The following is a 26,161-nucleotide window of genomic DNA, read 5'->3' as shown; positions in this document are numbered from 1 at the left end:
ACATTCATGTATTTTCCAGCCGGACAACGAATTCATTGTCCGGTAGGATTATTCTAGTAAGAGAATCCTCTTTCTCGTTCAGCAAACGCAAACGCTCGAAGAGCTTCCTTCTGCGTTTGATCATCGAGCCCGCTGGATGAGATCGCTCCCTTCGAAATCCACGCAAAGTCTACATGAGACTTCCTATTGAGCTCTATCTTGATCGGATGAGGAATATAACCCCAGTAGTTGCAGGTACGGTAGGAGAAGAACTTGAACTTCTTCATGTAGCTATCACTGAACGGATACAGGTTGATCCCAAGCTGATGGATATCCATACCTGTCTCCTCCTGCGTCTCCCGGGCAGCAGCTACAGCGATTCCTTCACCCATTTCGACACAACCACCGGGCGGTTCCACCAGATCATCACGCCGATTCCTATTGGACCTCCTAAGGATAACCAGATCCTTAGGTGATCGAGTGAGAACAAGCAATTCACCCTTTCGGTTAATAAGATAAACACGGACTACGATGAGATTCAAAACCCTACGAATCCTCACCATATTTTCCTTTCTCTTTGGCGAACGGAAAACTATCTATTCTTACATTACCACACTATTTCACCACATATTGTTGCTTTCCAAAAATAACACTCTTATACTTTCGTAAAAACACTGTTTCGATCATTTTGTTTCATACTCGTTCTCTTCTTTACTTTTGCTATGCCACAAACAGCTCTTATGACTGAACCGAAAGCAGCCTCTAGCAGTGTTACTGTTTATGAAGGTATTCATTTTTCAGGGAATTTCACACCTTTTGCGGTAGTACTGGCTATGTTGGTGACTATTGGAATGACCGAATAAGTTCGTTTAAGGCAGATTGCGGGATGAATGCGATCACCGTTTATGATAATGCTGATTTTAATGAAAATGCGGAATGGATAAAGCTTAATAGAGGATGTCGGGAAATAAGCGATTTAACCATTTACAATTTCAATGATCAGATTTCATCGATAAAAATAGAGTAGCCAACGGAGAATCACCTTCTAAAAACCCCCTTCTGAATGTAAAGATCAGAAGGGTTTTCTATGTAGAAATAACATAATCATATCGATCAAATTGCAACTACATAAGTATTTCACTGATTTCTTTACACTTAAATCTTCATACAACAAAATCCAACACAAATCTTCATATTCTCTATGCTATTCTTTTAAAACCTATATTATAATAGAAGTATCTGTAATCGAACGACCTAAGGGGTCAAACCGCATGTTCACCTTCTCTGTCATCGCCGGTGTCATCTCCCGATACAAGTCGCGCAGCTCCCGCCCGGTCGAGCAGCCGACCTCGCAGCAGTTCCCCGAGGGCTTCCTCGAGCGACTCGCGCTCGCTCCGGTCGAGTTCACCAAGCCGATGTTCGGTAACAACAACAGGAGCATGGAGCGGCCGCCGGCGCTGAAGGTCCCCGTCTGTGGTTCTGCCACGACGAGGCGCAGGGTTCTCTGATCATCAACCCGACCCGCTAGGTCGCCCAGTTCCGCGGTTTTAGACAAACCGCGGAACCCAGCATACCCACAATATGTTTTCATATAAATGTAATATCTGAATAATCGGTTTTCTGTTGTGCACAAAAATCGTGCACAACTGGCTAAAGCCATAAAAAAAGCCAATGCTTTTCTATTCACACAGATAAAGCATTGGCTTTTACTCTAAGTATTTTCCATCATCTTTAAAATGCTTTTTCGATCAAACAAAAGCATCGACACTACAGAAACATTGGATTGAGAGACAATTCAATGTTTCTTTGCATGTATGGTTTGGGAACCAATGCAGGGTTTTATCTGCTGGAGATAAAGGCCTCCAATTAGAATTAATTGCAAGTCATAAAATTTCATTCTCTTGCTGGATTCTTTTTTTATAGTTAGAAATGAGGAAAATAGAAACTTATTATTTACCCTTTTTATTTTTTTATGGCATTTTATAATAAAACAATGAGATCAGAAAATAACAAGTATTTCTTGGAATCATTTTATTTATAAAAGGAGCATTAGAAATGAAAAAAATGTTTGGAACTATTTTATTTTTAGCTGTGTTTTGTTTAATAATAAGCGGATGTACGATTAACTTATCTGCAAATGATAATCAACAAAATACAAACGCGAACTTAATTCAAATCAAAGTAAATTTCTACGCAGAATATGGGGATAGTTTTGAGCTGCAAATAGAATTGGATAATGCACAAACAGCAAAAGGAACATGGACAATAAAAAGCTGTAGTGGAGAGATTGTACAAAAGGACAAAGACACTCCCGTCCTTGTCGGTTATCAGAAAGGCGGATGCGAGTGGGACAATAAAACGATCTATATCAACTTTACGGGTATCGCAAATGGCAAACAAATTTCTTTGGATAAAATTCATGAGTTGGATTATAAAGAGCTGGAAACTGCTCCTCGTAATGAAGCGACATTATCAATGGGTTGGAATAATTTGAAAATAAAAGCTCAAGAGGGGTACTTGGTGAATACATCAGCTCATTTAGGAGCTTCTAAAGAGGATATTTTAACTCATATGGGAGATCCTGATATGGTAGACGATGAGAATGATCTAGTGTACAAAGATTTGATTATTGCTTTCAACAAGAACCAAAAAGTAAGTTTCCTCTCTTTTAAAAATCCGAATATTTCTAGTAGCATAGAAGAGATAGAACAAGTATTTGGAAAATCAGAAAAGATTGATGCTTCTTTTGATGGAGTATTTTGGCTGTCCTATATACTAGGTGCTTATGAACTTAATATATGGTTTGATTCTGAATCGAAAATTACTGAAATAAATCTAATGCCTAGTTATAGATAGGGTAGTATTCCAGCGTATCTAGACTAAATAAAAATATTTATATAGTCAGTTGATCTTTGGACATGAACGAAGCTGTATCCAGAAACTACAAAAAAGGGTTATCCTAATAGACAACTCTTTTCTTATTTCTTTTAATTGGGAGCTTGAGTAGCATAGACTACTCAAGCTTTTGGGATGTTTCCCTACCTTTCAGCTCTGCAATGCCTTCATGATGCAAGCGAGATAAGCATCGTACGGACAAAGACGCAAAGCTTCGAGACGAACGCCTAGTTCATCACACTTTGCGTACATGGCAATCGAGACTCGTCCATCACTCCGTTTCCAATAGTAAGTCTCGATTTCTTCGATAGAGCTGGCATGTTGATCAATCTCATCGATACCAGCCTGAAGAACCTCATCTGCAACGTGCTGATCCACTCCGCCTCCATCAATCGAACTCACAAAGCCGACTTAATTCAAGAATACCATACTTGTCGCTCGCTTAAATCGGCAAATCCTTGCGTTTAAAAATAATTGCTGACAGGACAAACAAAAAAATCGAAGCACCTGCCAATCCAATGGACAACGGCAGTACTTTTACTGTTCCATCCGAAATCTTAGCTGGATCAAAGGCATGAAAAAGGGTAAAATTACGAAGCCAATCCAAGTCTTCGCTCACTTTCCCCACGATATCCAAAATTAAGAAAATGATCGTGATGCTAGCAGATATAGATAATGCTCTTCTTTCGTCATTAAATAGGCAAGAAAATAAGAAACTATAAGCACAAATAACAGCAAAAGTAAGACAGCCTATTACATTGATCTGAAGAAACCTATCCATCTCTAACATGGATGTATCGATCAACCAAGCATCACTTACCAAAGCGCCTAATACAATACAAACACTGATAAAGACAAGTCCTGTAAGTGAAAACAGCATCTGAGTAGTGATAACACGTAATCTTGAATTTGGAGTGGCGATCAAATAAGCCATAGAACCACGATCGACCAACCGAGACACCAAATGATTAGCAGTAAGCACACTATAAACAATCAGCAAAATAAGGTAGATCATACTGTAAAATTCGGCAACTAAAAAACCATTTAATGTGTTTAGCCCATCACTTAGGTTGAACGCTTTTAGCAAACCTTCCGGCATGGATTTCAAAAGTTGATCCATGTTTTGATTGGCGATCGTAGGGAAAAGTGCCACATATGCCGCCATGATCACAAAAGAGCCCAAACCCATGTATAGCATTAATTTTCCATTCGTTTTTATCATTGTTCGATACAAAGCACCAATCATGACCGTCCCTCCTGTTCATAGTAATGCATGAACAACTCTTCCAAGCTTTGTGTATGAAGATCTAAGTTTTGTACATCCAAACTAGCAAGCGTTTTTAAAAAAAGTGGATAATCATCTCTAATTACCACTTCTACACGAGAACCTTCTTGATGACGAACCAAAAGATCAGCAGTCTTTAATTTCTCCACCTCTTGGACGGAACCAAAAGTAACGACAAATACTTTCTGTTGTTGTTTTCTTACTTCTGCAACATCGTTTACTGTGATCATTCTACCTTCTTTTATCAGGCCAACTTGATCACATGTCCGATCTATTTCTTGAAACATATGAGAAGACATAAGGATCGTTTTTCCTTGTATTTTCTCTTCTTCTAGAAGTTCAACAAATGTTTTTTGCATCAAGGGGTCTAATCCCGATGTTGGTTCATCTAAAATTAAAATTTCGGGATTATGCATGAAAGCCAGTATGATTCCTACTTTTTGTTTCATTCCTTTGGACATTTTGCGAATCGGAACATCTGGATCAAATTGAAAACGTTCAATCAATTCATCTCTTCGCTTTCTATCCTTTAAACGACGCATGTCGCAGATCAGCCTTATCAAATCTAAGCCGTTCATATTTTCCATTAAGGCGATTTCACCGGGAAGATAGCCTACTTTTTCTTGGATACGCGCTGCATCTTGCCAGCAATCCATGCCATCAATCTTGGCGGTTCCTTTAGTAGGATGAAAAAATCCCATCAGATGACGAATTGTAGTGGTTTTCCCAGCACCATTAGGGCCAAGAAAACCAAAAACTTTTCCTGCTTGTACTTCAAATTGAATATCAAATATTCCCTTTCCATTGGAGAAACGCTTTGTCAAACCTTCCAGTTGTATCATCACTGTTCTCCTTTTCTATACATGCCATGTCGAAAGATTTCCATCACAAGCTCTACGTCTTTCATCTTCTCATCCCATTCAGTCAAGCCTTTATCTGGCTGTTGCAAAGCATCCTTTACCATTTGTTTTCCCATCGCTTCCAAACTGAGAGAAATCAAAGTCATTGCTTTTTCTTGATTGATATCCGTTCGAAAATTAGATAAATCTACTCCATCAAAAAGAACTGGCATATGAGCTTGAACCGATTCCTTCATGAGGGAATCAAATTCGTTTGGAAACCGATACTGAATGTCTTCATAGGCAGAGAGAATAAAACCATATACGATTGGTTCTTGCTTACAAACTTCTAACTTTAATCTCGACAAATAAAGGAGACGATCAAAATAATCGGAGGGCAAGTTTTGTAACTTCGGTTCATAAATCTCCCAAAATAGTTGCGAGCTGTAATCAAAAGTTGCGAGATAAAGTTCTTTTTTGCTCTTAAAATAATGAAACAACAACCCTTTTGAGATACCGGCATCCTGAATAATTTGATTGGTAGAAGCTTTATCATAAGAATGTAAGGTAAATTCTTTCATCGTAGACTGGAAAATCTTATCTCTTTTATCTACAGGTACTCGTTGATACAGGCTATTCAAATAGTCCATCCTCTTTCGACCAAGTGGTCAATTCTTGTATAAAATCAAAATATCACTTTTTGACCACCAGGTCAATTCCCTCCATATAAAAAAACAACAAATGAGAGCAAGAAAAAAGACTTTTCTTTAAAACATGTCAAAGAAGGAAACATAGGTAAATCGAGATCATTTATATTTTTCAACTCTATCATAAACGCAAAAAAGCTGATTCTAGTGTGGAAAATCAGCCACTACTCCTATTCATTTGCATCTAAGAAATCCCAATTCGCGAAGGAAAACCTCTCACTATGGTTAAATGATCAAGCCACTTATATCATCATTTAAACGAATTGCTGGCGTAACCTCACGTATGTTTGTTCTTCATTCCTGCTGGATCAATTTATACTTTACTAAGTCGAAAAGACAAATAGATAATAATTCCATAACGACCGACCGCCTGAACCTATCCGGAGAAATGGTTCAGGCGGTCTTTCCCTCAGGTGGTCAGGTCACTTTCCGCAACGGCGGAGGGAGCTGGTGTACCTTCCGGCCACACGCTCCAGCTCTGTACCCCTCATGCTGCGAACGAACACCGCACGGATCTTCTTCGGTCCTGCCTTACGCCTCATTGCACGGATACGAAAATTGTCACGCTTGGCATTCTTCTGCATACTGACCCCTCTGTGGAATGGACAAATTTGTCCTTACTATTCATTGTATGCATAACACCTCCATAATTCAACATCATAAATGTCTAACCTAATTACCCAGGAAACACAATGGTCTTATTTCCATGTACCAGTACTTGATCATTCACATGCCAAGATACGGCTCTCGCCAATGCAATTCGCTCTATTTCACTCCCAATTCGTACCAAGTCTTCTGGCCGCTGACGGTGACTGACACGTTGAACATCTTGCTCGATGATCGGCCCTTCATCTAGTTCTTCTGTCACATAATGTGCTGTTGCACCGATCAATTTTACGCCGCGGTCAAATGCCCGCTCATATGGATTGGCCCCCACAAAAGCAGGTAAAAAAGAATGATGGATATTGATGATTTGATTGGGATACACATCGATCATGCTAGTGGGAATGATTTGCATATATCTCGCTAAAATGATCGTATCCACTTCTTCTTTATGTAAATACTCCAATTGTTCTAGTGCTGCTGTTTCTCGGTTCTCTTTGGTTACAGGTATATGGTAATAAGGCAAACCGTATGGTTCCACCAAAGGTTTGCAATCAGGATGATTACTGATCACCATTTTTATGTCCGCATCCAACTCCCCAATTCGCCATCTCCATAGCAATTCTTGTAAACAATGATCATATTTCGATACAAAAATTGCGAGTTTCTTTTTGTGAGCAGGCAAAGAAATCCGCCAATCCATCATAAAGGAATCGGCTACTTTTTGAAATTGTTCCTTTAAAAAACTGATTTTTTCTGCAAGATCGTCTAACTGGAAAGCGACACGCATAAAAAACATACCATTTTCTTGCTCTGTGGCATGCTGATCAGAGTGAATAATATTTGCTCCATGCTGATACAAAAATTGTGAAACTGCTGCGATAATCCCCGTGCGATCGGGACAGGAAATAAGCAATCTGCCCACATCTTTCTTTATTTTTGCTAGTTGTGCATTCAAATTCGAAACTTCCTCTCTGATAAAAAATCGATCAAAAACAACGATTACATGATAAAATATACATAAGTTCCATCGACTGAAGGAAGTCACATGAAGGAAAGCAGAAGGGAAAGGCTCCTTCGAAAGGCTGAAAAGGCTGAGAAAAACGCAAGAGAATACGAAGCGCATATGGGCGCCTTGGGGTGGTCGTTCCTTATTCCCCCTGCGTTGCCCATCACGATCCCCGTCATGCTTCTCTTTTCAACCTTGTCTGACAAGGAGAGCAAGCGGGCCGAACGTCTTCGTAAAAAGGCGAATAAGTAAGGCCTCTGTTCAACCGATACCTTCAAAGCCCACAGGAGAGCACCAAATCCTGTGGGCACCACTTTTTGTTTATACATACCGAGCAAGCATCTCATCTATCTGCTGTCCATAAGATTCCCCATAATAATTCAAATGTAACAATAAATAGTATAACTGATAAATGGCTTTACGATCAAAATATCCACTATCTAGTGGCTGTATTTCTTCATATGCATCATAAAAACGTTTGGAAAATCCTCCGAATAACTCTGACATGGCAATGTCTACCTCACGGTCACCATAGCTAACTGATGGATCGATAAATATCGCTTCTCCTGACTGGTCTACGAAGGAATTGCCATTCCACATATCTCCATGCAGCAAGGAAGAAGTAGGTCCAGATGGGATGAAATCGCCTAGTTTATCCATTAACTTTTCCATTTTGTTTAATCTTTCTGATAATAACAGCCCCTTCTCTACCCCGATTTGTTTTTGTACTTGTAAGCGTCTATCTCGAAAAAAATCGACCCAGTTATCCGACCAAGCATTTGGTTGAGAGAAAATACCCAAGTAATTATCTTCAATAAATCCATACAAAGTGTGAGTAGATTGATGAAGTTGTCCAAGTTTTCTTCCCAACTCTTCTTCTGCTTGTTCACATCTTAATCCGACGGAAATCCATTCTAGCCACAAACTCGCTTCCCCTGTAGATTCATCAAATTGATAGTGATACACCTTTGGTACACGAACCTTACAAGACAAAGCAGATAAACCTAATGCCTCTTGAATGAAGAAGTTCTCCGGCATATTTGTATGCGCTTTCAAAATGTACTTGTTTTTATCTGTTTCTACATATGTCACTCGGTTAATACTGCCACCTGATATAGACTTTATCTCACGAATACAGGTGTTATCCCCAAAATCTCGCAATGTTTCTTGCAAATGATTCAATGCAGGTTTCCTCCCTTTTTTCCCCTTTTAAAAATATTGTTTATGTTACAATATCTCCTATACAACTAAAGGGGTGAACAACATGTTTGGCTTTCGATATCTCAAAACCAATCCAACACAGTTTGTGCTTCATTATCAAAAAGGACAACTGAAACAAAGTGGAAAAGGATTATCCTTCTTCTATTTTAAACGTTCTTCGTCTATTTCCGTAGTCCCAATTTCGAGTAAAGATACATCTTTTATCTTTAATGAGATTACAGCTGATTTTCAAACGGTATCTATACAAGGACAAGTCACTTATCGCATCACAGAACCAGAAATGGTTGCGAGTCTATTGGATTACACCATCAAAGATCGTTCCAATCACTACATATCTGATGATCCTGAAAAATTAGAACAACGTATTGTCAACTTATTGCAAGTACATACCCGAACCGAAATCCAAAAACGCTCCTTGCGGGAAGCAGTACAAGTGTCAGACGAAATAAGTGCATCGGTTCGCAAGCTTTTGACAGGATCAGGAGACTTAGAAAAACTAGGAGTGGAAATTCAAACGCTTGCTATTTCTGCGATTAAGCCTACACCTGAGATGGCCAGAGCATTAGAAGCAGAAGCGAGAGAAGAACTCCTAAAAACAGCTGACGACGCTATTTATGAGCGCCGCAACGCAGCAGTCGATCAAGAAAGACGAATCAAGGAAAATGAACTGCACACAGAAATCAAACTAGAAGAAAAACAACGTCAAATACGAGAAACAAAAGCAGAAGCAAATTTAGCGATTGAAATGAAAGAACAAAAAATTCGCGAAGCCAAGCTGCAAGGTTCTGTTAGACTAGAAACCGAAAGAAAACTTCTTGTTGCAACAAAGGTCGAAAATGCCAAAGCCGAAGCCGATTCACAGGCATATGCACTTGCAGCCACATTAAAGCCACTAGCTGAACTCGATCCATCTCTCGTACAAACACTTGCCATCCAAACAGGGGAGCCACGCCTCATGGTGAGCATGGCAATCAAAGAGCTAGCTCGCAATGCTTCCAAAATCGGACAACTCAATATATCACCTGATCTACTCGAATCCTTAATGGATGAGAAACAAAAGAATAAACGATGAATTACGAAAAAATCGTATTGGTCACCAGAGAAACTCGTCTGGATGGTTTAGTCAAACGTTTTAATACTCGATCCCAAGCTAAATTTTACGTCAATCAAAGCCTACAACAGGCTTCTGGGCTGACATCAAGTAATAAGACTCAAGATTTTAGTCTATTTGAAGCTGAACATAATACTTACCTTTCTGCAGTAGAATCTGTCAAAGAACAACTGAGAGAGACTTATAAACTGCAAGTGATTGATCGCTCTTTTTTACCTAATTATATTTTTTCTCCTCAAGATATTGTTGTAACCATCGGGATAGATGGATTGGTGGTAAACACAGCAAAATATTTATCAGGTCAACCACTAATCGCTATCAATCCAGACCCTGAAAACATAGATGGTATTTTACTGCCCTTTCATATACATGACGCGTTTACTGCTATTGAAAACGTCTTCAATGGACGGGAAAGCTACAAACGAATCACGATGGCAAAAGCGAAATTGAACGATGGGCAAACCTTACGTGCTTTTAATGATCTCTTTATTGGTGCTGCTACTCACGTCTCAGCTAGGTATCGTATTGGCTACAAACAACCAAGCGAAACGCAATCTTCAAGTGGAATCATTGTTTCTACTGGAGCTGGCTCAACTGGATGGATCAGCAGTGTGATGAATATGGCAAATGGCGTCTATCAACATTACCAGCCAAAAGGAAACCGTTTACCCACACCAAAATTAGATTGGCAGGATGAATCTCTACTTTTTGCTGTCCGAGAACCTTTTGTAAGTAAGACAACTTCTGCTCAAATGGTGACAGGTACGATTTCGAAACGTCAACCGCTTGTGATTGAGTCCCAGATGGAACAGAATGGGGTTATTTTTAGCGATGGAGTAGAAAATGATTTCTTAGCATTTAACGCTGGAATGACTGCGATCATTTCGATCGCGGAGCAGAAAACGAATTTGGTAATAAAATAATAGCCTAACGCCTGAGGTTTAAATCCTTAGGCTTTCTTTTACGTGTTTTTCTCAAACAAAGGGATTTCATTCTAAAAATAATTAGGCAATTCAAATGATAGGTGATACTCATGCGAAAAGAACATCCCTTATATCAGGACACACAAGCAACTCTAGCATTCGACCTTTTCAAAGTAGCTGCTATACAATTTAACCCAGTGCTAAATCAATGGGATAAAAACATAGAAGAGTTGTTAAAACTTACAAAAGAAGCATTTCAAAATGGCGCAAAACTCGTTGTAACGCCGGAAATGTCTACAACTGGATATCATTTTGCGAATCGTAAAAGCATTCAACCATTCGTGGATACCATTCCTGGAAAAACAACAAATGCGTTTGCAGATTTGGCAAACGAATATGATGCCTATGTTGTACTCGGGTTGCCAGAAATAGATGAAAAAACGAAGCTTTATTATAATGCGGCTGCCTTAGTTGGACCTGAAGGCTACATAGGAACATATCGAAAAACGCAGTTGTGGGAAACAGATACACATTGGGCTGCTTGGGGAAATCTAGGAGTCCCCATATTTCAGACGAAAATTGGAAAAATTGCGATCAATATCTGTATGGATTCTACTTTCTTCGAAATTTCCAGATTAGCTGGACTTGCAGGAGCTGATATATTAGCTTTTCCAACTAATTCATCCGCTCAAGCATTATTTTCTCTCCCTAATCGGGCAATCCAAAATGGCATGTATGTGATAGGTGCTAACCGGTCTAATACGGAAAACAGCTTTCAAATGATTGGAGGAAGTGTCATTTGGTCACCAGAAGGAAAAAAACTTGCCGAAGCTCCTATCCTAAAGGAAAATATCGCTATAAACGAACCAACCATCGTTTATGCACATATTGATACGAAACTATATAGCAATAATAATAGAGATCTCTTACATAAAAGAAGACCAGAAATTTATAAAGAAATAATGCATTATATCGCACCATGGGATTTTACAAAAAACACAAAATCTCATGATATTGTTGCTGCTACAATTCAATATGAACCAATCATCGGTGATAAAACAAAGAACAAAGAAAAAATTGCACAATTGGTAAAACAAGCAAAAAGAAAAAATCCAAAATGTAACCTCGTCGTTTTACCCGAACTCTCTGTAACTGGACCTTTATGTGATATGGAACGAAGAGAGATAGAGAACCTAACAGAAAACGTAGAAGGACCGACTATACAATACATAACCAAACTAGCGAAACAATATCAAGTTGCGATTGTGTTTGGGTTTGCTGAAAAAACAGAAGAAGGTTTATACAACGCTGCACTTCTGATCTCCCAAGAGGGAGAAGTAATAGGAAAATATCAAAAAACGCATCTTAGCAAAAGTGATGAAAACTGGGCATTACCCGGTTCCTCCTTGTCTGTATTTGATGTCAAAGGATTAGGGAAAATCGGCATTTTGATTGGTGAAGATGTTATTTACCCAGAAACATCTGGTGTGTTAACCGTAAAGCGTGCGGATATGATTGCGATACCATCAGCTTGGAATGGTCAATATGGAGAACCACTAAGTACTCATCCAGATCTCTCCTTCCAACCTTATCCAACGAACGCAATGGGAATGTGGAGCGCAATTGGAATAGATACTCAAGCATACACACTGGTAGCCAATTTTGTGGGAACAAAGAATGATTATTTAGGAGGGAGTAGTCTCTATACTATCGATCCGCTCTATGGATTGGATCATCCTATGGTTGCTTCAAACAATCAAGAAGAGGCGTTCATCGTGACATTTAAAACATTGCAAACGGATTGGTGGTTTAATCAAGAACGATATTTACTTGCACGTCGAACATCACATTTTTCACCATTGGTACAAGAATAGATTAACTATTTCATTAATGAATGAAGATGGTGTAAGACCCCACAAGGGTAACCACTGACCCACGAGGTCACATCGCTCACGCAAGGACCCTAACTAATACTAAGAGTTCATTGCCGTGGTCTCGACGTTTATATGTCGAGACCACGGCACACAAAATTCCAGTACATCCAATTCGTACTGGGATCCCGCAAACAATGACTTATCTATAAAGAAAAAGTACCTTTGACAGGTGCTTTTTTTATTTTTTTATTCAGGAAATCTGTAGTATAGATTTTGGAAAACAACTTTATTCTTCTCCATACCTTTCTTTATACATAACATCATTTACAACTCCAATAAACAAGGAATCACCTTAAAAAAACAGCCCAAGTTTTAACTTTGGGCTGTTCGCTATGTAAAAAATTATTTTTTGAAAATAAACCTAGATATTTAAAACATTCCAATTATTGAAACTATCAATGATATTAATATCTCCAATTAAACTCAAAGCAAACACAGCGATGGAAGCAGTAAGTAAAGATTTCATCATGTTAATAACAACTCCTTTTGATATTTGCACTTTTATTATAACAAGTAAAAATAAAAATACCGCATTCAATTATGTATATTTTGTAAATTATACTTTTTATTTCTATTTCGATTTTGATTAATTTTATCCAGTTTGAGAAAACGGAGAATGCAAAAGCGATGAAGGTATTTCGCTTCTATAACTGGCTGAAAAATAATACCTCAAAACTCAAAAGGGAAAGTTAGACATCTAAATTTCCCTTCCTTTGATTGCATATAGAGTATAGGAACGATTAACCATTTGATATTACTGTTGTTTTCTAGTTAGATTCGAATTTCAATATATTCTAATGATAGAAAGACTTATCCACATATGGCCCCTTTATGGCAATACGCATTAACTGTGTTGCCATATATTTTGGCGTGTAAGGCATGTCCTTTTCTAGCCACCAAACAATCACCCCCAGAAATGCAGCAGCAAAGTACCTCACAGCGATTTCCCGTGGTACGGTAAGCATCTGGTCATCTGGCTGCACACTGTTCATTCCTTTCGAAATAAAATCAACTAGGACATCCATTACACAGGAAGTGAAATGGGGCATGTTTTTTTCGGTAAGGAAAACTTTATATAATCTGCTATTTTGTGAAATTTGTTCAAAAAGGTGAATGAAAATTTCATGCGGTTCATCGCTTAAAAAGTCAAATTCTTCTTTTTCATCAAAAGATAAGTTAATACTCTTAGTTAAATCATGTAATGTTTCTTCTGAACTTTGATATAGAAGATCAAATTTGTCACGATAGTGAAGGTAGAAGGTGGCACGATTCAAAGTAGCACGGTTTGTAATATCTTGAACAGTAGTGTTCTCATATCCTCGTTCGTGCATTAATTCAACGAGTGCGTCTCTTAGCATTTGACGCGTTCTTACAACACGCGGGTCCATTTTTTTTGACATTTTTAATCTCCTTGTATTATTTTTTCTAATTTAACAACACTATTTAACAAACTGTCTATTAAGCAACCGTTTCACGAACGATGTTGATTGCCCTTTTTCCGATGACTGTTATAATTATTTTATCAACACAACGTTGTTAAAACAACTTATTGTTTATGTGTTCACGATATCATGATGATTCAGGTATCGTTGACTAGAATAATGGATGAAGAAGAAAAGAATACTTATTTTGCATCAAGAGGTACCATACGAATTTTCACAAAATACATTCGCTATATGCGAGGAGGAATAAAACATGGAACTCACAAATAAGGTCGCTGTTATTACAGGTGCAGGAAGTGGAATCGGACGAGCCAGCAGCATGAAATTAGCATCTATTGGTGCAAAAGTCGTTTTGGTTGATTTCAATAAAGAAGCAGGAGAAGAAACATTAAAACTTATTAATGAACAAGGCGGACAAGGCATTTTCATCCGAGCTGATGTATCGAAGAGTGAAGATGTGCAGAACTATGTAAATCAAGCAGTTGAAGTATATGGACATATCGATGTATTTTTTAACAATGCAGGTATAATCCAAAAGTTCGCTCCTTTCACCTCGATTGAAGAATCAGAATTTGACCGTATTATGTCCGTCAATGTGAAAGGGGTATTCCTTGGATTGAAATATGTATTGAAAGTGATGGATAAACAAGGATCTGGCTCTGTTATCAACACCGCTTCTACCGCAGGGATTCGCTCAGAACATAGCGTAGCTGTATACTCTGCCAGCAAACATGCAGTAATAGGTTTAACTAAGGGTGCTGCATTAGAATATGCAAAAAAAGGAATTCGAATTAATGCTCTTTGTCCAGGAGGTGTGCAAACAGCATTAACAGCTAGTGTTACGGAGCAGTTTGAAAAAGGGGGTTACATCCCAGAAGAGTTACCGAATATGAGAATGGGCCGTTATGCTGCTCCTGAAGAACTTGCGGAAATGGTCGCTTATTTAGCTTCAGAAAAAGCGAGTTATATGACTGGCTCCGTTGTTGTTGTTGATGGGGGTCTGACTTTATAAATATTTAAAAATCAAGAGATAGTTAAGAAAGCACCTAGTATAGGTGCTTTTCTCTTCCTTTGATGTTACATATGGAACAAAGAAAACCCACTTGTTTGAACAACAAGTGGGCGTTGTACGTTTATTCATGCGGATACTTTTTGATATCCTCATCATGTTCGTCATTTTCTTCCGTCTGATTTTCACGAGAGGTGAGGTCATGAAAATATATATTATCTTCCTCTTCTTCAGTGGAGACTTTACTTTCTTTGGTTGCAGTATAAGTCTTCATAAAGCCGCCGGCTAGATCAGACAATTTATAGATACGGAACTTGTCTGAGATATTTATCCCTACTTGATTTACCTTTCTCCCCAGATCCTTCCCGACACCCATAAAAAGGGAGGACAAAGCACTTAAACACCCACCTGCTTTTCTACGTGCTCGTGGAGAAATGATTAAAATGATGGCTGAAAATATGAGTAATCCAAATAAAACAGAACCGCCGGATGATCTACGTCGATAGCTATAGTACATATTGCGTCACGCCTCCATTTCTTTCTCCTTATGAGTTTGCGCTAAATTTGCAACTCTATACAAACAAACTTAACTGATTGCTCTCAGGTAAACCTTTTAAACATCCCATTCGTTGCAAGCTTTCTACAACAGTGCTGGAAATACGTCCACGACGCTGCAAATCTTCAATCGATAAAAATTCACCTGCTTCTTGTGCTTCCGCTATCCCATCTGCTGCACTTTCTCCAACCCCAGCAATAGAAGCAAACGGTGGAAGCAGACCGCCTTCACGGATCAAAAATTTATCGGTATGGGACTGATGAATGTCGATCGGTAGAAATTTTATCCCCCTAGCATACATTTCTTGTGCTAATTCCAATATCGTCATTAAACTTTTCTCTTTTGCAGAGGCACCATAGCCTTTTTCTTTGATCTCTTTCATGGCATTGGTGATGGATTGGTATCCTTTTACCATTAACTCAATATCAAAGTCTTTAATTGCCTTACTAAAATAGGCTGCGTAAAACGCTTCTGGATGGTAAACCTTGTAGTATGCGATCCAAATTGCTGAAATAACGTAAGCAGCAGCGTGTGCTCTCGGGAACATGTACTTGATTTTGCGGCAAGACTCAATATACCACTCTGGTACATCGTGTTCCCGCATAAGTTCCGTCTGTTCGTCTGTTAGGCCTTTGCCTTTCCGTACTGCTTCCATGATTTTAAACGATGTTTTATTTGGAAGTCCTCTGCGGATCAAATAGAGCATGATATCGTCCCGGTTACAGATCGCTTCTGACAACGTACATACACCGTTTTGAATGAGTTCTCTTGCATTTCCAGCCCATACATCTGTTCCGTGGGATAATCCAGATACACGGGTAAACTCCCCAATTGTTCTTGGACGAGCAATCTCCAAAATGCCTTGTGCAAAAGCTGTTCCAAACTCCGGTATTCCAAGCGTTCCTAGAGATACTCCGCTGATATCTTCTGGTTTGATCCCAAGTGATTTTGTACTTTTAAACAGCTCGATTACTTGTGGATCGTTGGTAGGAAGCGTAACGGGATCTACTCCTGTCATATCTTTCAACATTTTGAGCATGGCTGGAGCAGTGTGTCCAAGCAAATCAAGCTTCAATATTTTTCCACCGATAGCATTATAGTCAAAATGGGTAGTAGTTACGGTTGTCTTCATGTTGTTCGCCGGTCTCTGTACTGGTGTGAAATCTTCTACGTCCATTGTCTTCGGTACAACCATCAAACCACCAGGGTGCTGTCCAGTCGTCCTTTTTACCCCAATACATCCGTTGGCAATCCGGGCGATTTCAGCTTGACGGAATGTTCGATTGTTTTCTTCAGCATACTTTTTCACATAACCAAAGGCAGTTTTCTCTTTTACTGTACCCACACTACCTGCGCGGAATATACATTCTTTTCCTAGTAATTCCTCGGTATATTGATGACATCGTGCCTGATAATCACTTGCAAAGTTCAAATCAATATCAGGGGTTTTGTCCCCTTCAAAACCAAGGAAAGTCGCAAATGGGATATCGTGTCCGTCTTTTTTCATCTGTTCAGAGCATTTGGGACAGGCTTTGTCTGGCAAGTCAAAACCCGTCTCCACTGATCCATCGGTCACAAACTCCGTAACAAAGCAATCTTGACAACGATAGTGTGGAGGCAATGGGTTTACCTCAGATACCCGTGACATCGTCGCAACAAAAGACGAACCAACTGATCCACGCGAACCAACTAAGTAGCCATCATCTATGGATTTGACTACCAACTTACTGGAAATCATATAGATAACCGCATAACCATTGCTAATAATCCCGTTTAGCTCTGTCTCCAAGCGCTCCGCTACCACATCAGGTAATGGATTACCATACCATTCATGAGCAGTTTCATAACAAATCGTACGAAGTTCGTCTTCCACTCCCTCAATCTCAGGAGTATAAGTGCCTTCTGGGAAGGGATTGATGTCTTCCATTTGATCTGCGATAAGTTGCGTATTGGTGATAACAACCTCTTTGGCTTTTTCTGGTCCCAAATAGGCAAACTCCTCTAACATCTCATCTGTTGTACGCAGATGTGCCCTTGGTAAGGAACCAGTGAATCGAGCACCGCCCATCTGATTATTGGAGACAATCTCCCGATAAATCGCATCTTTCTCGTCTAAATAATGGGCATTACCTGTCGCAACTACTGGTTTACCGAGCTTTTCCCCGATTTTCACAATCAATTTATTAGCTTGCTTGATTCGATCTATACTCTCTATAAAACCTTTTTCGACCAAATGCTGATTGGTTTCTAGAGGCTGAATCTCCAAGTAATCATAAAACTTTGCTACTTCTTCTGCATCTTCTGGTGTTTTGTTTAGAACCGTCTCATACAATTCCCCTTTTTCACAGCCAGAACCAATAATCAAACCTTCTCGATATTTTTCCAACAAACTTTTGGGGATTCGAGGTACTCGATAAAAATGCTCGATATGAGATTGAGAGACTAGTTCATATAGATTCTTCAATCCTGTTTTGTTTTGAGCAAAAATAATCGCATGAAATGGGCGCAACCTGTTGGTATCTCTGTTTTTGCTCACTTCATTTAATTGATCTAATTGGTGTATATCTCTCTTAACCAACATCTGAATCAACTTCCAGTGAACTTGGCCTGTAGCTTCTGTATCATAAATGGCACGGTGATGCTGTTCAAGGTGTACATCTAGTTTTTTGGCTAGTGTATTAAGGCGATGATTTTTTAAATCCGGAAACAAATACCTAGCCATTTCCAGCGTATCCATTACAGGATTGGTAACCGCCAAGTGACCATATTGTTTAAAAGCGGCTTGGATAAAACCCATGTCAAATCGAGCATTGTGGGCAACAATGACACTGCCTTCTAAAAACTGCTTAAAATCTGGGAGGATTTCATGCAAATCTGGTGCATCTTTCACCATATCATCAGTAATCCCTGTGAGCTCTGTAATATGTGCAGATATTGGCCTGTGGGGATTGATAAATGTTTCATATCGATCAATAATGTTACCTTTTTTCATTTTTACTGCTGCCAACTCTATCATCACATCATGACTGACCGATAATCCTGTTGTCTCCACATCAAATACAACATAAACATCGTCTTCTAGAGAACGATCTTCTGGATTCATTACAATGCCTACTCCATCATCTACTACATTGGCTTCCATTCCTAACAGCATCTTAATTCCATGATCTTTGCCCACACTATAAGCCTCAGGAAATGCTTGGATAACGCCATGGTCCGTGATAGCTAAAGCAGTATGGCCCCATTCTTTTAATCTTTTGCATACTTTGGAAAACTGAGAAAATCCCTCTTTCTCAAATCCATATAAACCATCCATCGCAGACATAGCGGTATGGAAATGAAGTTCTACCCGCTTTTCATCTGCCTCATCCATTCGATACTCTTCTACTTTCGCTACTTCTATCATGTCTCGCGCAGTTAACACGAGATCACGCGAAAATGTATCGTATTGGACTGGTCCTCGTACTTTCAACCAAACCCCATTCTTAATTTGTCTCAATGTAGGCATATCTTCTTTATTCACGAACATTTTCATGGCAATCGAATTTGAATAATCGGTCAGATAACAAGTAAATAAGGTTCTACCACTTTTTAAATCTTTCCAATCTATTCCAAATACTTCACCAGCTACTGTAATACGCTTTTCTTCATCTTGAATGGTATCTATCAATACAGGGGAATCTTGAATCTGATTACCTAATTGAATTTTACTGTCGACAGGAGCCTTTGCTTGCTCTTCTATCTTCGCTTCTTTTATTTGATTTTGATAGAGTTCTCTGCGTAGAACTCGTTCTTCTCTTTGTTTCTTTTCTACTCTTTCCGATGTATCCAATAATTGCTCATCGGTTTGAAGTACAACACGAATATCTTGTCCGGTCAAACGACGATAATATCCTAGAACCAAAGAATCCAATTCTTTTTGTCTTGCCATTTTCTCCATAAAATGATTTGGAAAGGTAATCTCTAAGCTGTTGGAAACAATTTTCCATTTTGCTTTTCCTAGCCATCCACTGGAAGCAACAGCTGATTTTTCTGCAATCTGCTTCTTGATCCAATGCCAATATTTTTCCATCACGACTTTCGTCTCTAGCGGATCATATATGAACTGTACCGTAGCATCGATTGGAGCTAAGTAACGTCTGATCTTCTCTTGAACTCCTTCCCATACCTCAACTGGTACCAGCTCTGGTAAATGGATATGTATCATCCAAGATTTCTTTTGTAGTTGAACATTTACGTTAGTAATGAACGATTGTGTGAAATAAGCTTGATACCATTCGGAAGGGATTTCAGCGATAGAGAATAACTTTTGCAGAGCATCATAACCTCTCGACAAATCCCCCACATCCTTTTCTCATAGTACGAATTAGTTTAACAGATTTTCCTTCAGAAGTCCCTCGCTTTATTCCATTTGAATACTTCTTCTTGCAGGCTAATATAAATATATCAACCTTCACCTAAGCTATACCTAATATTAATAAACAATTAACACTGTACATCCAAAGCTATACCAGCCAAACACCTTATGCACAAAGGAATATAATCGATTATTGGGATCTCAAAAGATTCACGCTAATGTCATGTATTTAGACACAAAATGCAACTGACCTGATATAATAAGCAATGGACTACATCCCTATGATAATGATAAAGGTGATACCATGTTAGGTAATATTATCGCTGGCAGATACGAAATACTAGAGCATATTGCTGGTGGCGGAATGGCTACAGTTTATTTGGGAAGAGATAATGTTTTGAATCGAATCGTGGCAGTAAAAGTAATGGACCCACAACTAGGGCAAGATGATGAATTTGTGAAAAGATTTATTCTCGAAGCCCAAGCCACTGGACGGTTATCTCACCCCAATATTGTAAACGTGTATGATGCTGGTGAAGAGAACGGCATATATTATATGGTAATGGAATTTGTAGAAAGCATCACCCTGAAAGACTATATTATAGAAAAAGGTTTTCTGACCGCAGAAGAAGCGATCGATATCTGCATGCAAATCTGTGATGGACTAGCACACGCACACAAACAGGGCATTATCCATCGAGATATTAAACCTCATAATATTTTGTGTACTCCTGATGGCAGATACAAATTGACCGATTTTGGCATAGCCCGTTTAGTAGATGCTGCTACCCATTTGACCAAAACAGGTACAGTGATGGGATCTGTACATTACTTCTCGCCCGAACAAGCAAGCGGTCATAACATTTCTTATCCTTCTGATCTTTACTCTCTTGGTGTTGTTTTATTTGAAATGCTGACAGGTTCTGTCCCATTCGATGCGAAAGAACATATCTTAGTTGCTATGATGCATCTTCATGATGAAGTTCCAGATCCGAGATTAGTCCAAGAAGATTTACCAGAATCCCTCAAACTTGTATTGGATCGTGTATTGGCAAAAAAACCCGAAGAACGTTATCAAAATGCGGACGAGTTCCGATTGGCTTTGCAACAAGCGTTAGCTTATGGTTCAGAGAATAAACAAATGCAAACCGAATCTGCTTTTCACAATCGCTATCATTCCCAACCAGCAACAGACGAAAGAAGTTGGGAGCAAGAAACAAAAGTGGAACCACCTTCTCAAAGCAGCATGAAATATATGTTGATCGGCTTAGCTGTCCTTGTTATTGTAGCTCTCAGTTATTTTTTCTGGCCAACTGGTGAACCAAATGCACTTACGAATGAAAAAGTCCCAACTAAAGAACAAACTTCAAACACTTCTCAAAATCAATCATCCTATATTGTCATAACTGGCATTTTTAAAAATCGTGAAAACGCAGAAAAATTAGTAGAAAAACTCAAAGACCACCAATTGTATGCTACGGTAAAACCAAAGCAGCTAAATGAAAAAAAACGCTATCAAGTATACTTAGGGCCTTATTCTAGTAAAGAACAAGCGAACGATACATTAGTAGAGCTTAAACAATACAATCTCAAAGATGTAAAAGATCCTTATATTAAAAAATCAGACGATGAAGCGTAAAAAAAGAGTGGTTCTTGTACAAGAACCACTCTTTTTTTATATTTGTATAAACTCTGTGACCAAACAGACAGGCTTATCTTCTTCATCATAACCCCAGTATGTAGGATAAATACCATGTCCACTGCCTGTTTGAAAGCTAAATATATTATATCCTACTTGATTGAGCATTCGCTCTCCCCATGTCATATCGTCTTTGCTGAGTAACTTCATCCAATCTCCGCCATCTTCTACTTCATCTCGACGAACCCGCAATAAATTTGCTGTTTCCAAATCCATGAAGCATCCAACTCCCGCATCGACCGCATAACCAAAAATCTCATCTTCTTTTAGCTCTCTGATATCTTGCCCTTTGGTAGTGGCTAGCTCCCAACGAGCTACTCTCCCATCACCAAAACGCAACATGGCATGAGCTACCTGAATATTTTTTTCATCCTCAGAAGAAACACAATGCAAATATACAGGATACCTCCCTTGAGGTACTACTTGTATAAATGGCTCATATTCTGGACCTAGTGGATATATGTATGGATCACAAGCAACAATTCGACCTGTAGGGAGTAAGATCGTCCCTAATTTCTTCCAACTATCTGATTGTGTAATCGCTTCTTTGCTGTCAGCCTCTAAAGTTATTTGTCTCATGAAACCCCTCCAAATTTTTTTCTTATCATAACATATTGAAAATGTATTTAAATTTCAAGCATGTTTCATTACTTTAACAGTAAAAAGGATGATAGTTACAAAAATAACATATACGAACAATAGGATAGGCATATCTGTCATTTTTAATAAAAGAGTAACTGTCAACCTCCAATCTTTATGAAGAGAATTCCTAGCAACAAAAGTGCAATACCGATATATTGATTGTGCTTTATTTTTTCTTTGAAAAAGAACCATCCTATTAAAGCACCAAACGCAATGCTCAGTTCTCTTGTAGCGGATACATAACCTACTGGTGTTGTTTGCAGCGCATACTGAGTAGCAGCATTCGCTCCAAAAGTGAAAACTGCACCAATGATAGCTTTTGTTCGATAGAAAAGAAAAACCCTTTTGTATTCATGTACTGAAACTCGATTCATGATCACCTTCCCCAAACAAATACCAATAAAAACCATATACTTAAACAAAATCCCGGACATCATAACTGCACCCATGCTGTCAAACGTAATTGCACATCCATTGATAATCCCTGCTAGAAATGCCCAGCCTGATCCAACTTGCCAGGATAATTTCCCACTATACTGCATAAGTAAAATACCTATAACAACAGTTGCGATTCCTCCCAAACCTAACCAAGTCAAAGAAACACCCAAGAAAAAAGAAAATACGGTTGAAGCTAAAGGGCCAAGCCCTCTGACAATCGGATAAGCATAACTAAAGGGCAATTGCTTATATGCTCTAGCCAATGCAAAAAAATAGATCAACTCACACGATGTACTACCTGCCATATAAAGAAAAGCTTTTGGAGGAATAGGATGCTCCAACAAAAGGTAAATTGCCAAAGGCATATAAATTAGGACAGCTAGTCCCAAGATCAAAGTAAAAAAAATATCTTTTTCCTCTACTTGTTTGGAGATCGCATTCCAACCAGCATGTCCCAATGCAGCGATAAACAAGAAAGATAAAATAACTCCAGACAATACATCACATCCTCAATAATTAAATCCATAATGTTACAAAAACAAGAAATCCATTCTTATAACTACTCTTTTTATTATAATTGTGACATTTTGCAAAAAAAAGCCAGCTATTTGCAAAAACAAACTCATAATCATTGTATTTTTAATAAAAACAATAAAATGAACGATTTCATATTTTGATGTGGATATTATTTTTATTTCATTTTACGATTACAGAAATTATCAAAAAATCAAGTATTCTCTGATTTATTAATACGATAAAGGATTAAATGAGCAAAATAGTGACGATTCATATCTTTATCGACAGCTTATAATCTCCATAAAAAACAAAAAAGAAATAGACAGTTTTTTTGAAAATTTATGTAAAAAGGGTAGCAAAATTTTCATTGATGATTTATAATGAAATTGTCCACCTCATCCGAGGAAGCGACGACACCCATCCAAGGAGCTAAAATATAGCTTGGACCTCTTAGGAGGAATCATGTTCGAGAACATGATCGTCATCATGGCCGACGAGTCTTGCGGCAACTGTGGCAAGAACCACGGTGCTGGCCCGCGTTGCCTCGGCGACATCCGTCCTAACAAGGGATAACCAGAAGGGATAGGGAAACAAAGGATGAACGCTGATCATCCGTCGCCTGTACTCTAACCAATACATTGATTTGGTAATGGGATAGAGTACAGGCGGCAGCAAAAATCAAAACACGATATGTGTTTCCTATATGAGCAAAAAGAGACTAGTAGCTTCTAGTCTCTTTTTATTGACGAAAAAGGAAAAAGTATGAAGTGAAAGGGGTCTTATCCATAGAAAAAATCAATGCGTCTAAAGAAAAGGAAGAAAAATAGAAAATAGTCCATTTGGGTCATATCCATATCAGTAGAATATTCTATAATGAAGAAGGAAAACATACAGGTTTTTACATTTAGGTGGTTCTTTATGAGAAAAATAGTAGCTTTTGTCTTATTAGTAGGTGCTGGTGCTGTCTTTCTATTTACCCCTGTGCAAGTTTTTGCCCATGCTTATTTGCTGGACAGCACTCCTGCTCAAGGGGAAACCGTACAACAAACACCAAACGAAGTACACCTACATTTTAGCGAACAAGTAAATGCAGACATGGTCACCATCACGATCACCAATTCGGGCCGGCAATCAATCCCAGTAGATGTTCACTTAGCACCTACAGATCCTTCCCGTGTGATTATCTCTCTACCGAATCTTTCCAAAGGTACTTATCAAGTAAAATGGTCGATTCTCTCGGAAGATGGTCATCCAGTAAGTGGAGATTTTTCGTTTGCCTATGGTCAAAAAGTGAATCAAACCGCTGGCGAAAGTTATTCCGCTCATCCTTTTGCACAATTTTTACTAATTATCCTTCGTTTTCTTTCGGAAGCAGGTTTGCTGCTCGTTACCGGATTTGCTTGGATAGCTTATTTTGCCGCAAAACAAAAATTACCTATCGTTGCATGGCATGATATCTCGAAAAGCAAATGGCTCGCTCCGATAATATGGCTTGGGCTACAAGTATGTATTTGGTTTTTGTATACTTCTCAGTTACCCGAGAACCTAATCAACAAATGGCTAGTAGAAGGACAATTCTCCTTATTGCTTCAGGTACCATTTGTCATCATGCTTCTTGTACAAGCATTTCTCTTTTTATTCGTACTGATTCCTAATATGATGACAGGCTGGTATCTCTCCCTTTGGATACTAATCACTGCCACATTTGCCTTTAGTGGTCACACTTGGTCCAGTCAATTCATTGGTTTGGCTATGATCGCAAAACTGCTTCACCTTTGGTCTGGAGCCTTGTGGTTAGGATCACTTGCCTATCTTTTATTTGTTTGTGTTCGCCAACAGCAAAAAATAAGAGAGGCATTAACTCATTTTCGCTCTTTCTTCTCAAAGCTAGCATTTATCGCATCTAGTTTACTCATTCTCAGCGGAGTCCTTCTTGTAACAGTACAAACAGATTGGTCGAACGTTGTTACCTTTCAAACATTTTGGAGCCGTTTTCTCATCCTGAAAATAATGCTTGTTGTTGGCATGCTTGTCTATGCCGCATTACAGAATCGACAATGGAAAAAGTCAAACACCCTGGAACGTGATTCTCTGCGTACAGAGTGGATGTTAGGTTTAATTGCTTTACTACTTGGCATCTGGATGAGCCAAATCGCTTATCCCATCATGCCTTAATAAGGAGATTATTCAATGAAAAAATATGTTGTTCCGGTAACACTCTTCGCATTGTTTATTTTTTTTGGCTTTGTAACTACCGTTGATGCTCATGTTACGGTATGGCCAAAAGAATCAAAAGTCGGAGCCTACGAAAAATACACCGTTCGAGTCCCATCAGAAAAAGAAAGCAATACCACAAAAGTAGAGCTTGAATTTCCGAAAGAAGTATCAGTAAATACAGTACACCCTGTACCTGGATGGAGCTACCAATTTATCAAAGGGTCAGATGGTAAAAATACAGGCATTGTCTGGACTGCCACAGACGAAGGAATAAAAGCGCATGAATTTTTCGAGTTTCCGTTCATCGGTGCAAATCCAGATCAAGCAGCATCTCTTTCTTGGAAAGCACATCAAACGTATGCTGATGGTACAGTAGTAGACTGGGCGGGAGCACCTGAGAGTGAGAAACCAGCATCTGTTACGAATATAAGCGTAAAAACTGGTGCCGTTGATGAAAATCACACCACAGATACCAATCCTATCCAAACAAATTCAACCGATTCAAAATCTCAATGGATTGCCATTGCACTAGCAGCACTAGCACTTCTGTTTTCTCTCATCAATTTGTTTCGTAAAAAAGCAACAAATGAATAGACATATCTTATCTAGAAGTCGAAACCTAGTTCGGCTTCTTTTTTGTCTAATGAAAACACAAAATCTGAATCCTTGCTATTACGTTAATCTCGGGATATTACTGAATCGAAAAAATAAATCGCAAGGCGATAGCAGAAATAGTATTTATATAAAATAGAATAGATAGTTTAGTTTTTATTGATTGT

22 protein-coding genes are annotated in these 26,161 nt (G+C 38.7%); 10 read left to right on the top strand and 12 right to left on the bottom strand.

Annotated features, from left to right (window positions below; translation table 11 throughout):
- Positions 1-53: 53 nt before the first annotated feature.
- Entirely contained in the window at positions 54-539 is a 486-nt protein-coding gene (locus A3GQ_RS0110055; RefSeq protein ID WP_169818280.1) for an NUDIX hydrolase, read from the bottom strand.
- Between the two features lie 711 nt (positions 540-1,250).
- Here A3GQ_RS0110055 and A3GQ_RS26920 point away from each other — a divergent pair.
- Together A3GQ_RS26920 and A3GQ_RS0110050 are read left to right on the top strand one after the other, a co-directional pair.
- Positions 1,251-1,487, top strand: coding sequence for a hypothetical protein (locus A3GQ_RS26920; protein WP_156877647.1), 237 nt, complete (start codon positions 1,251-1,253; stop codon positions 1,485-1,487).
- 547 nt (positions 1,488-2,034) lie between these two features.
- Positions 2,035-2,835, top strand: a complete 801-nt coding sequence (locus A3GQ_RS0110050) for a DUF4309 domain-containing protein (RefSeq protein ID WP_028776941.1) — start codon at positions 2,035-2,037, stop codon at positions 2,833-2,835.
- Positions 2,836-3,024: 189 nt separating this feature from the next.
- Here A3GQ_RS0110050 and A3GQ_RS0110045 read toward each other — a convergent pair whose 3' ends face one another.
- The 5 genes from A3GQ_RS0110045 to purU all read right to left on the bottom strand — a co-directional run bounded on the left by A3GQ_RS0110045 (position 3,025) and on the right by purU (position 7,266).
- Entirely contained in the window at positions 3,025-3,252 is a 228-nt protein-coding gene (locus A3GQ_RS0110045; protein WP_028776940.1) for a hypothetical protein, read from the bottom strand.
- Positions 3,253-3,316: 64 nt separating this feature from the next.
- Positions 3,317-4,120: an ABC transporter permease subunit gene (locus A3GQ_RS0110040; protein WP_028776939.1), complete on the bottom strand. Its 804-nt coding sequence runs from the start codon at positions 4,118-4,120 to the stop codon at positions 3,317-3,319.
- Positions 4,117-5,001, bottom strand: a complete 885-nt coding sequence (locus tag A3GQ_RS0110035) for an ABC transporter ATP-binding protein (RefSeq protein ID WP_028776938.1) — start codon at positions 4,999-5,001, stop codon at positions 4,117-4,119. Before A3GQ_RS0110035 ends, A3GQ_RS0110040 begins: the two co-directional genes overlap by 4 nt.
- Complete coding sequence (locus tag A3GQ_RS0110030) at positions 5,001-5,639, bottom strand: TetR/AcrR family transcriptional regulator (RefSeq protein WP_028776937.1); 639 nt, start codon at positions 5,637-5,639, stop codon at positions 5,001-5,003. The genes A3GQ_RS0110035 and A3GQ_RS0110030 overlap by 1 nt, the downstream gene beginning before the upstream one ends.
- A 742-nt stretch (positions 5,640-6,381) precedes the next feature.
- Positions 6,382-7,266 carry a formyltetrahydrofolate deformylase gene (gene purU, locus A3GQ_RS0110025; RefSeq protein ID WP_028776936.1) on the bottom strand — a complete coding sequence of 295 codons (885 nt, stop codon included), beginning with the start codon at positions 7,264-7,266 and terminating at the stop codon, positions 6,382-6,384.
- Positions 7,267-7,356: 90 nt separating this feature from the next.
- Between purU and A3GQ_RS27690 the strand changes: the two genes are divergently transcribed.
- Positions 7,357-7,569 (top strand): hypothetical protein, encoded by a 213-nt coding sequence (locus A3GQ_RS27690; RefSeq protein ID WP_028776935.1) that lies wholly within the window; start codon positions 7,357-7,359, stop codon positions 7,567-7,569.
- A gap of 69 nt (positions 7,570-7,638) precedes the next feature.
- Here A3GQ_RS27690 and A3GQ_RS0110015 read toward each other — a convergent pair whose 3' ends face one another.
- On the bottom strand, positions 7,639-8,499 hold the full coding sequence (locus tag A3GQ_RS0110015; protein WP_037464531.1) for a fructosamine kinase family protein: 861 nt from the start codon (positions 8,497-8,499) through the stop codon (positions 7,639-7,641).
- A gap of 82 nt (positions 8,500-8,581) precedes the next feature.
- On the opposite strand from A3GQ_RS0110015, the gene A3GQ_RS0110010 reads away from it, so the two are divergent.
- From A3GQ_RS0110010 to A3GQ_RS24005, 3 genes are all read left to right on the top strand, one after another.
- On the top strand, positions 8,582-9,610 hold the full coding sequence (locus A3GQ_RS0110010; protein WP_028776933.1) for an SPFH domain-containing protein: 1,029 nt from the start codon (positions 8,582-8,584) through the stop codon (positions 9,608-9,610).
- A complete protein-coding gene (locus A3GQ_RS0110005; RefSeq protein ID WP_028776932.1) occupies positions 9,607-10,572 on the top strand; it encodes a diacylglycerol kinase catalytic domain-containing protein in 966 nt (321 codons plus the stop codon). Before A3GQ_RS0110010 ends, A3GQ_RS0110005 begins: the two co-directional genes overlap by 4 nt.
- Positions 10,573-10,682: 110 nt before the next feature.
- Complete coding sequence (locus A3GQ_RS24005; protein ID WP_051271539.1) at positions 10,683-12,446, top strand: nitrilase-related carbon-nitrogen hydrolase; 1,764 nt, start codon at positions 10,683-10,685, stop codon at positions 12,444-12,446.
- Between the two features lie 854 nt (positions 12,447-13,300).
- Here A3GQ_RS24005 and A3GQ_RS0109985 read toward each other — a convergent pair.
- Positions 13,301-13,906 (bottom strand): TetR/AcrR family transcriptional regulator, encoded by a 606-nt coding sequence (locus A3GQ_RS0109985; protein WP_028776931.1) that lies wholly within the window; start codon positions 13,904-13,906, stop codon positions 13,301-13,303.
- Between the two features lie 295 nt (positions 13,907-14,201).
- Between A3GQ_RS0109985 and A3GQ_RS0109980 the strand changes: the two genes are divergently transcribed.
- Complete coding sequence (locus A3GQ_RS0109980) at positions 14,202-14,960, top strand: SDR family NAD(P)-dependent oxidoreductase (RefSeq protein WP_028776930.1); 759 nt, start codon at positions 14,202-14,204, stop codon at positions 14,958-14,960.
- A gap of 121 nt (positions 14,961-15,081) precedes the next feature.
- Here the strand turns inward: A3GQ_RS0109980 and A3GQ_RS27685 are convergent, their stop codons facing one another.
- Both A3GQ_RS27685 and A3GQ_RS0109970 read right to left on the bottom strand, forming a co-directional pair.
- Positions 15,082-15,474: a hypothetical protein gene (locus tag A3GQ_RS27685; protein ID WP_028776929.1), complete on the bottom strand. Its 393-nt coding sequence runs from the start codon at positions 15,472-15,474 to the stop codon at positions 15,082-15,084.
- Positions 15,475-15,529: 55 nt separating this feature from the next.
- Positions 15,530-19,849 (bottom strand): PolC-type DNA polymerase III, encoded by a 4,320-nt coding sequence (locus A3GQ_RS0109970; RefSeq protein ID WP_051271536.1) that lies wholly within the window; start codon positions 19,847-19,849, stop codon positions 15,530-15,532.
- 325 nt (positions 19,850-20,174) lie between these two features.
- Here A3GQ_RS0109970 and A3GQ_RS25660 point away from each other — a divergent pair, with 325 nt between their 5' ends.
- A complete protein-coding gene (locus A3GQ_RS25660) occupies positions 20,175-21,509 on the top strand; it encodes a protein kinase domain-containing protein (RefSeq protein ID WP_051271531.1) in 1,335 nt (444 codons plus the stop codon).
- Positions 21,510-21,545: 36 nt separating this feature from the next.
- On the opposite strand, the gene A3GQ_RS23995 is transcribed toward A3GQ_RS25660, so the two are convergent.
- Together A3GQ_RS23995 and A3GQ_RS0109955 are read right to left on the bottom strand one after the other, a co-directional pair.
- Positions 21,546-22,148, bottom strand: coding sequence for a DUF4241 domain-containing protein (locus A3GQ_RS23995; protein ID WP_051271525.1), 603 nt, complete (start codon positions 22,146-22,148; stop codon positions 21,546-21,548).
- 161 nt (positions 22,149-22,309) lie between these two features.
- Positions 22,310-23,146, bottom strand: a complete 837-nt coding sequence (locus tag A3GQ_RS0109955; RefSeq protein WP_028776927.1) for an EamA family transporter — start codon at positions 23,144-23,146, stop codon at positions 22,310-22,312.
- A gap of 937 nt (positions 23,147-24,083) precedes the next feature.
- Here A3GQ_RS0109955 and A3GQ_RS0109945 point away from each other — a divergent pair.
- On the top strand, positions 24,084-25,340 hold the full coding sequence (locus tag A3GQ_RS0109945; protein WP_028776926.1) for a copper resistance CopC/CopD family protein: 1,257 nt from the start codon (positions 24,084-24,086) through the stop codon (positions 25,338-25,340).
- 15 nt (positions 25,341-25,355) lie between these two features.
- Complete coding sequence (locus A3GQ_RS0109940) at positions 25,356-25,976, top strand: YcnI family copper-binding membrane protein (protein WP_028776925.1); 621 nt, start codon at positions 25,356-25,358, stop codon at positions 25,974-25,976.
- Positions 25,977-26,161 lie beyond the last annotated feature (185 nt).

This window comes from Shimazuella kribbensis DSM 45090 (genome assembly GCF_000428065.1).
Taxonomy (GTDB): Bacteria; Bacillota; Bacilli; order Thermoactinomycetales; family Thermoactinomycetaceae; genus Shimazuella; species Shimazuella kribbensis.
This window is presented reverse-complemented; position numbering and strand designations above follow the sequence as displayed.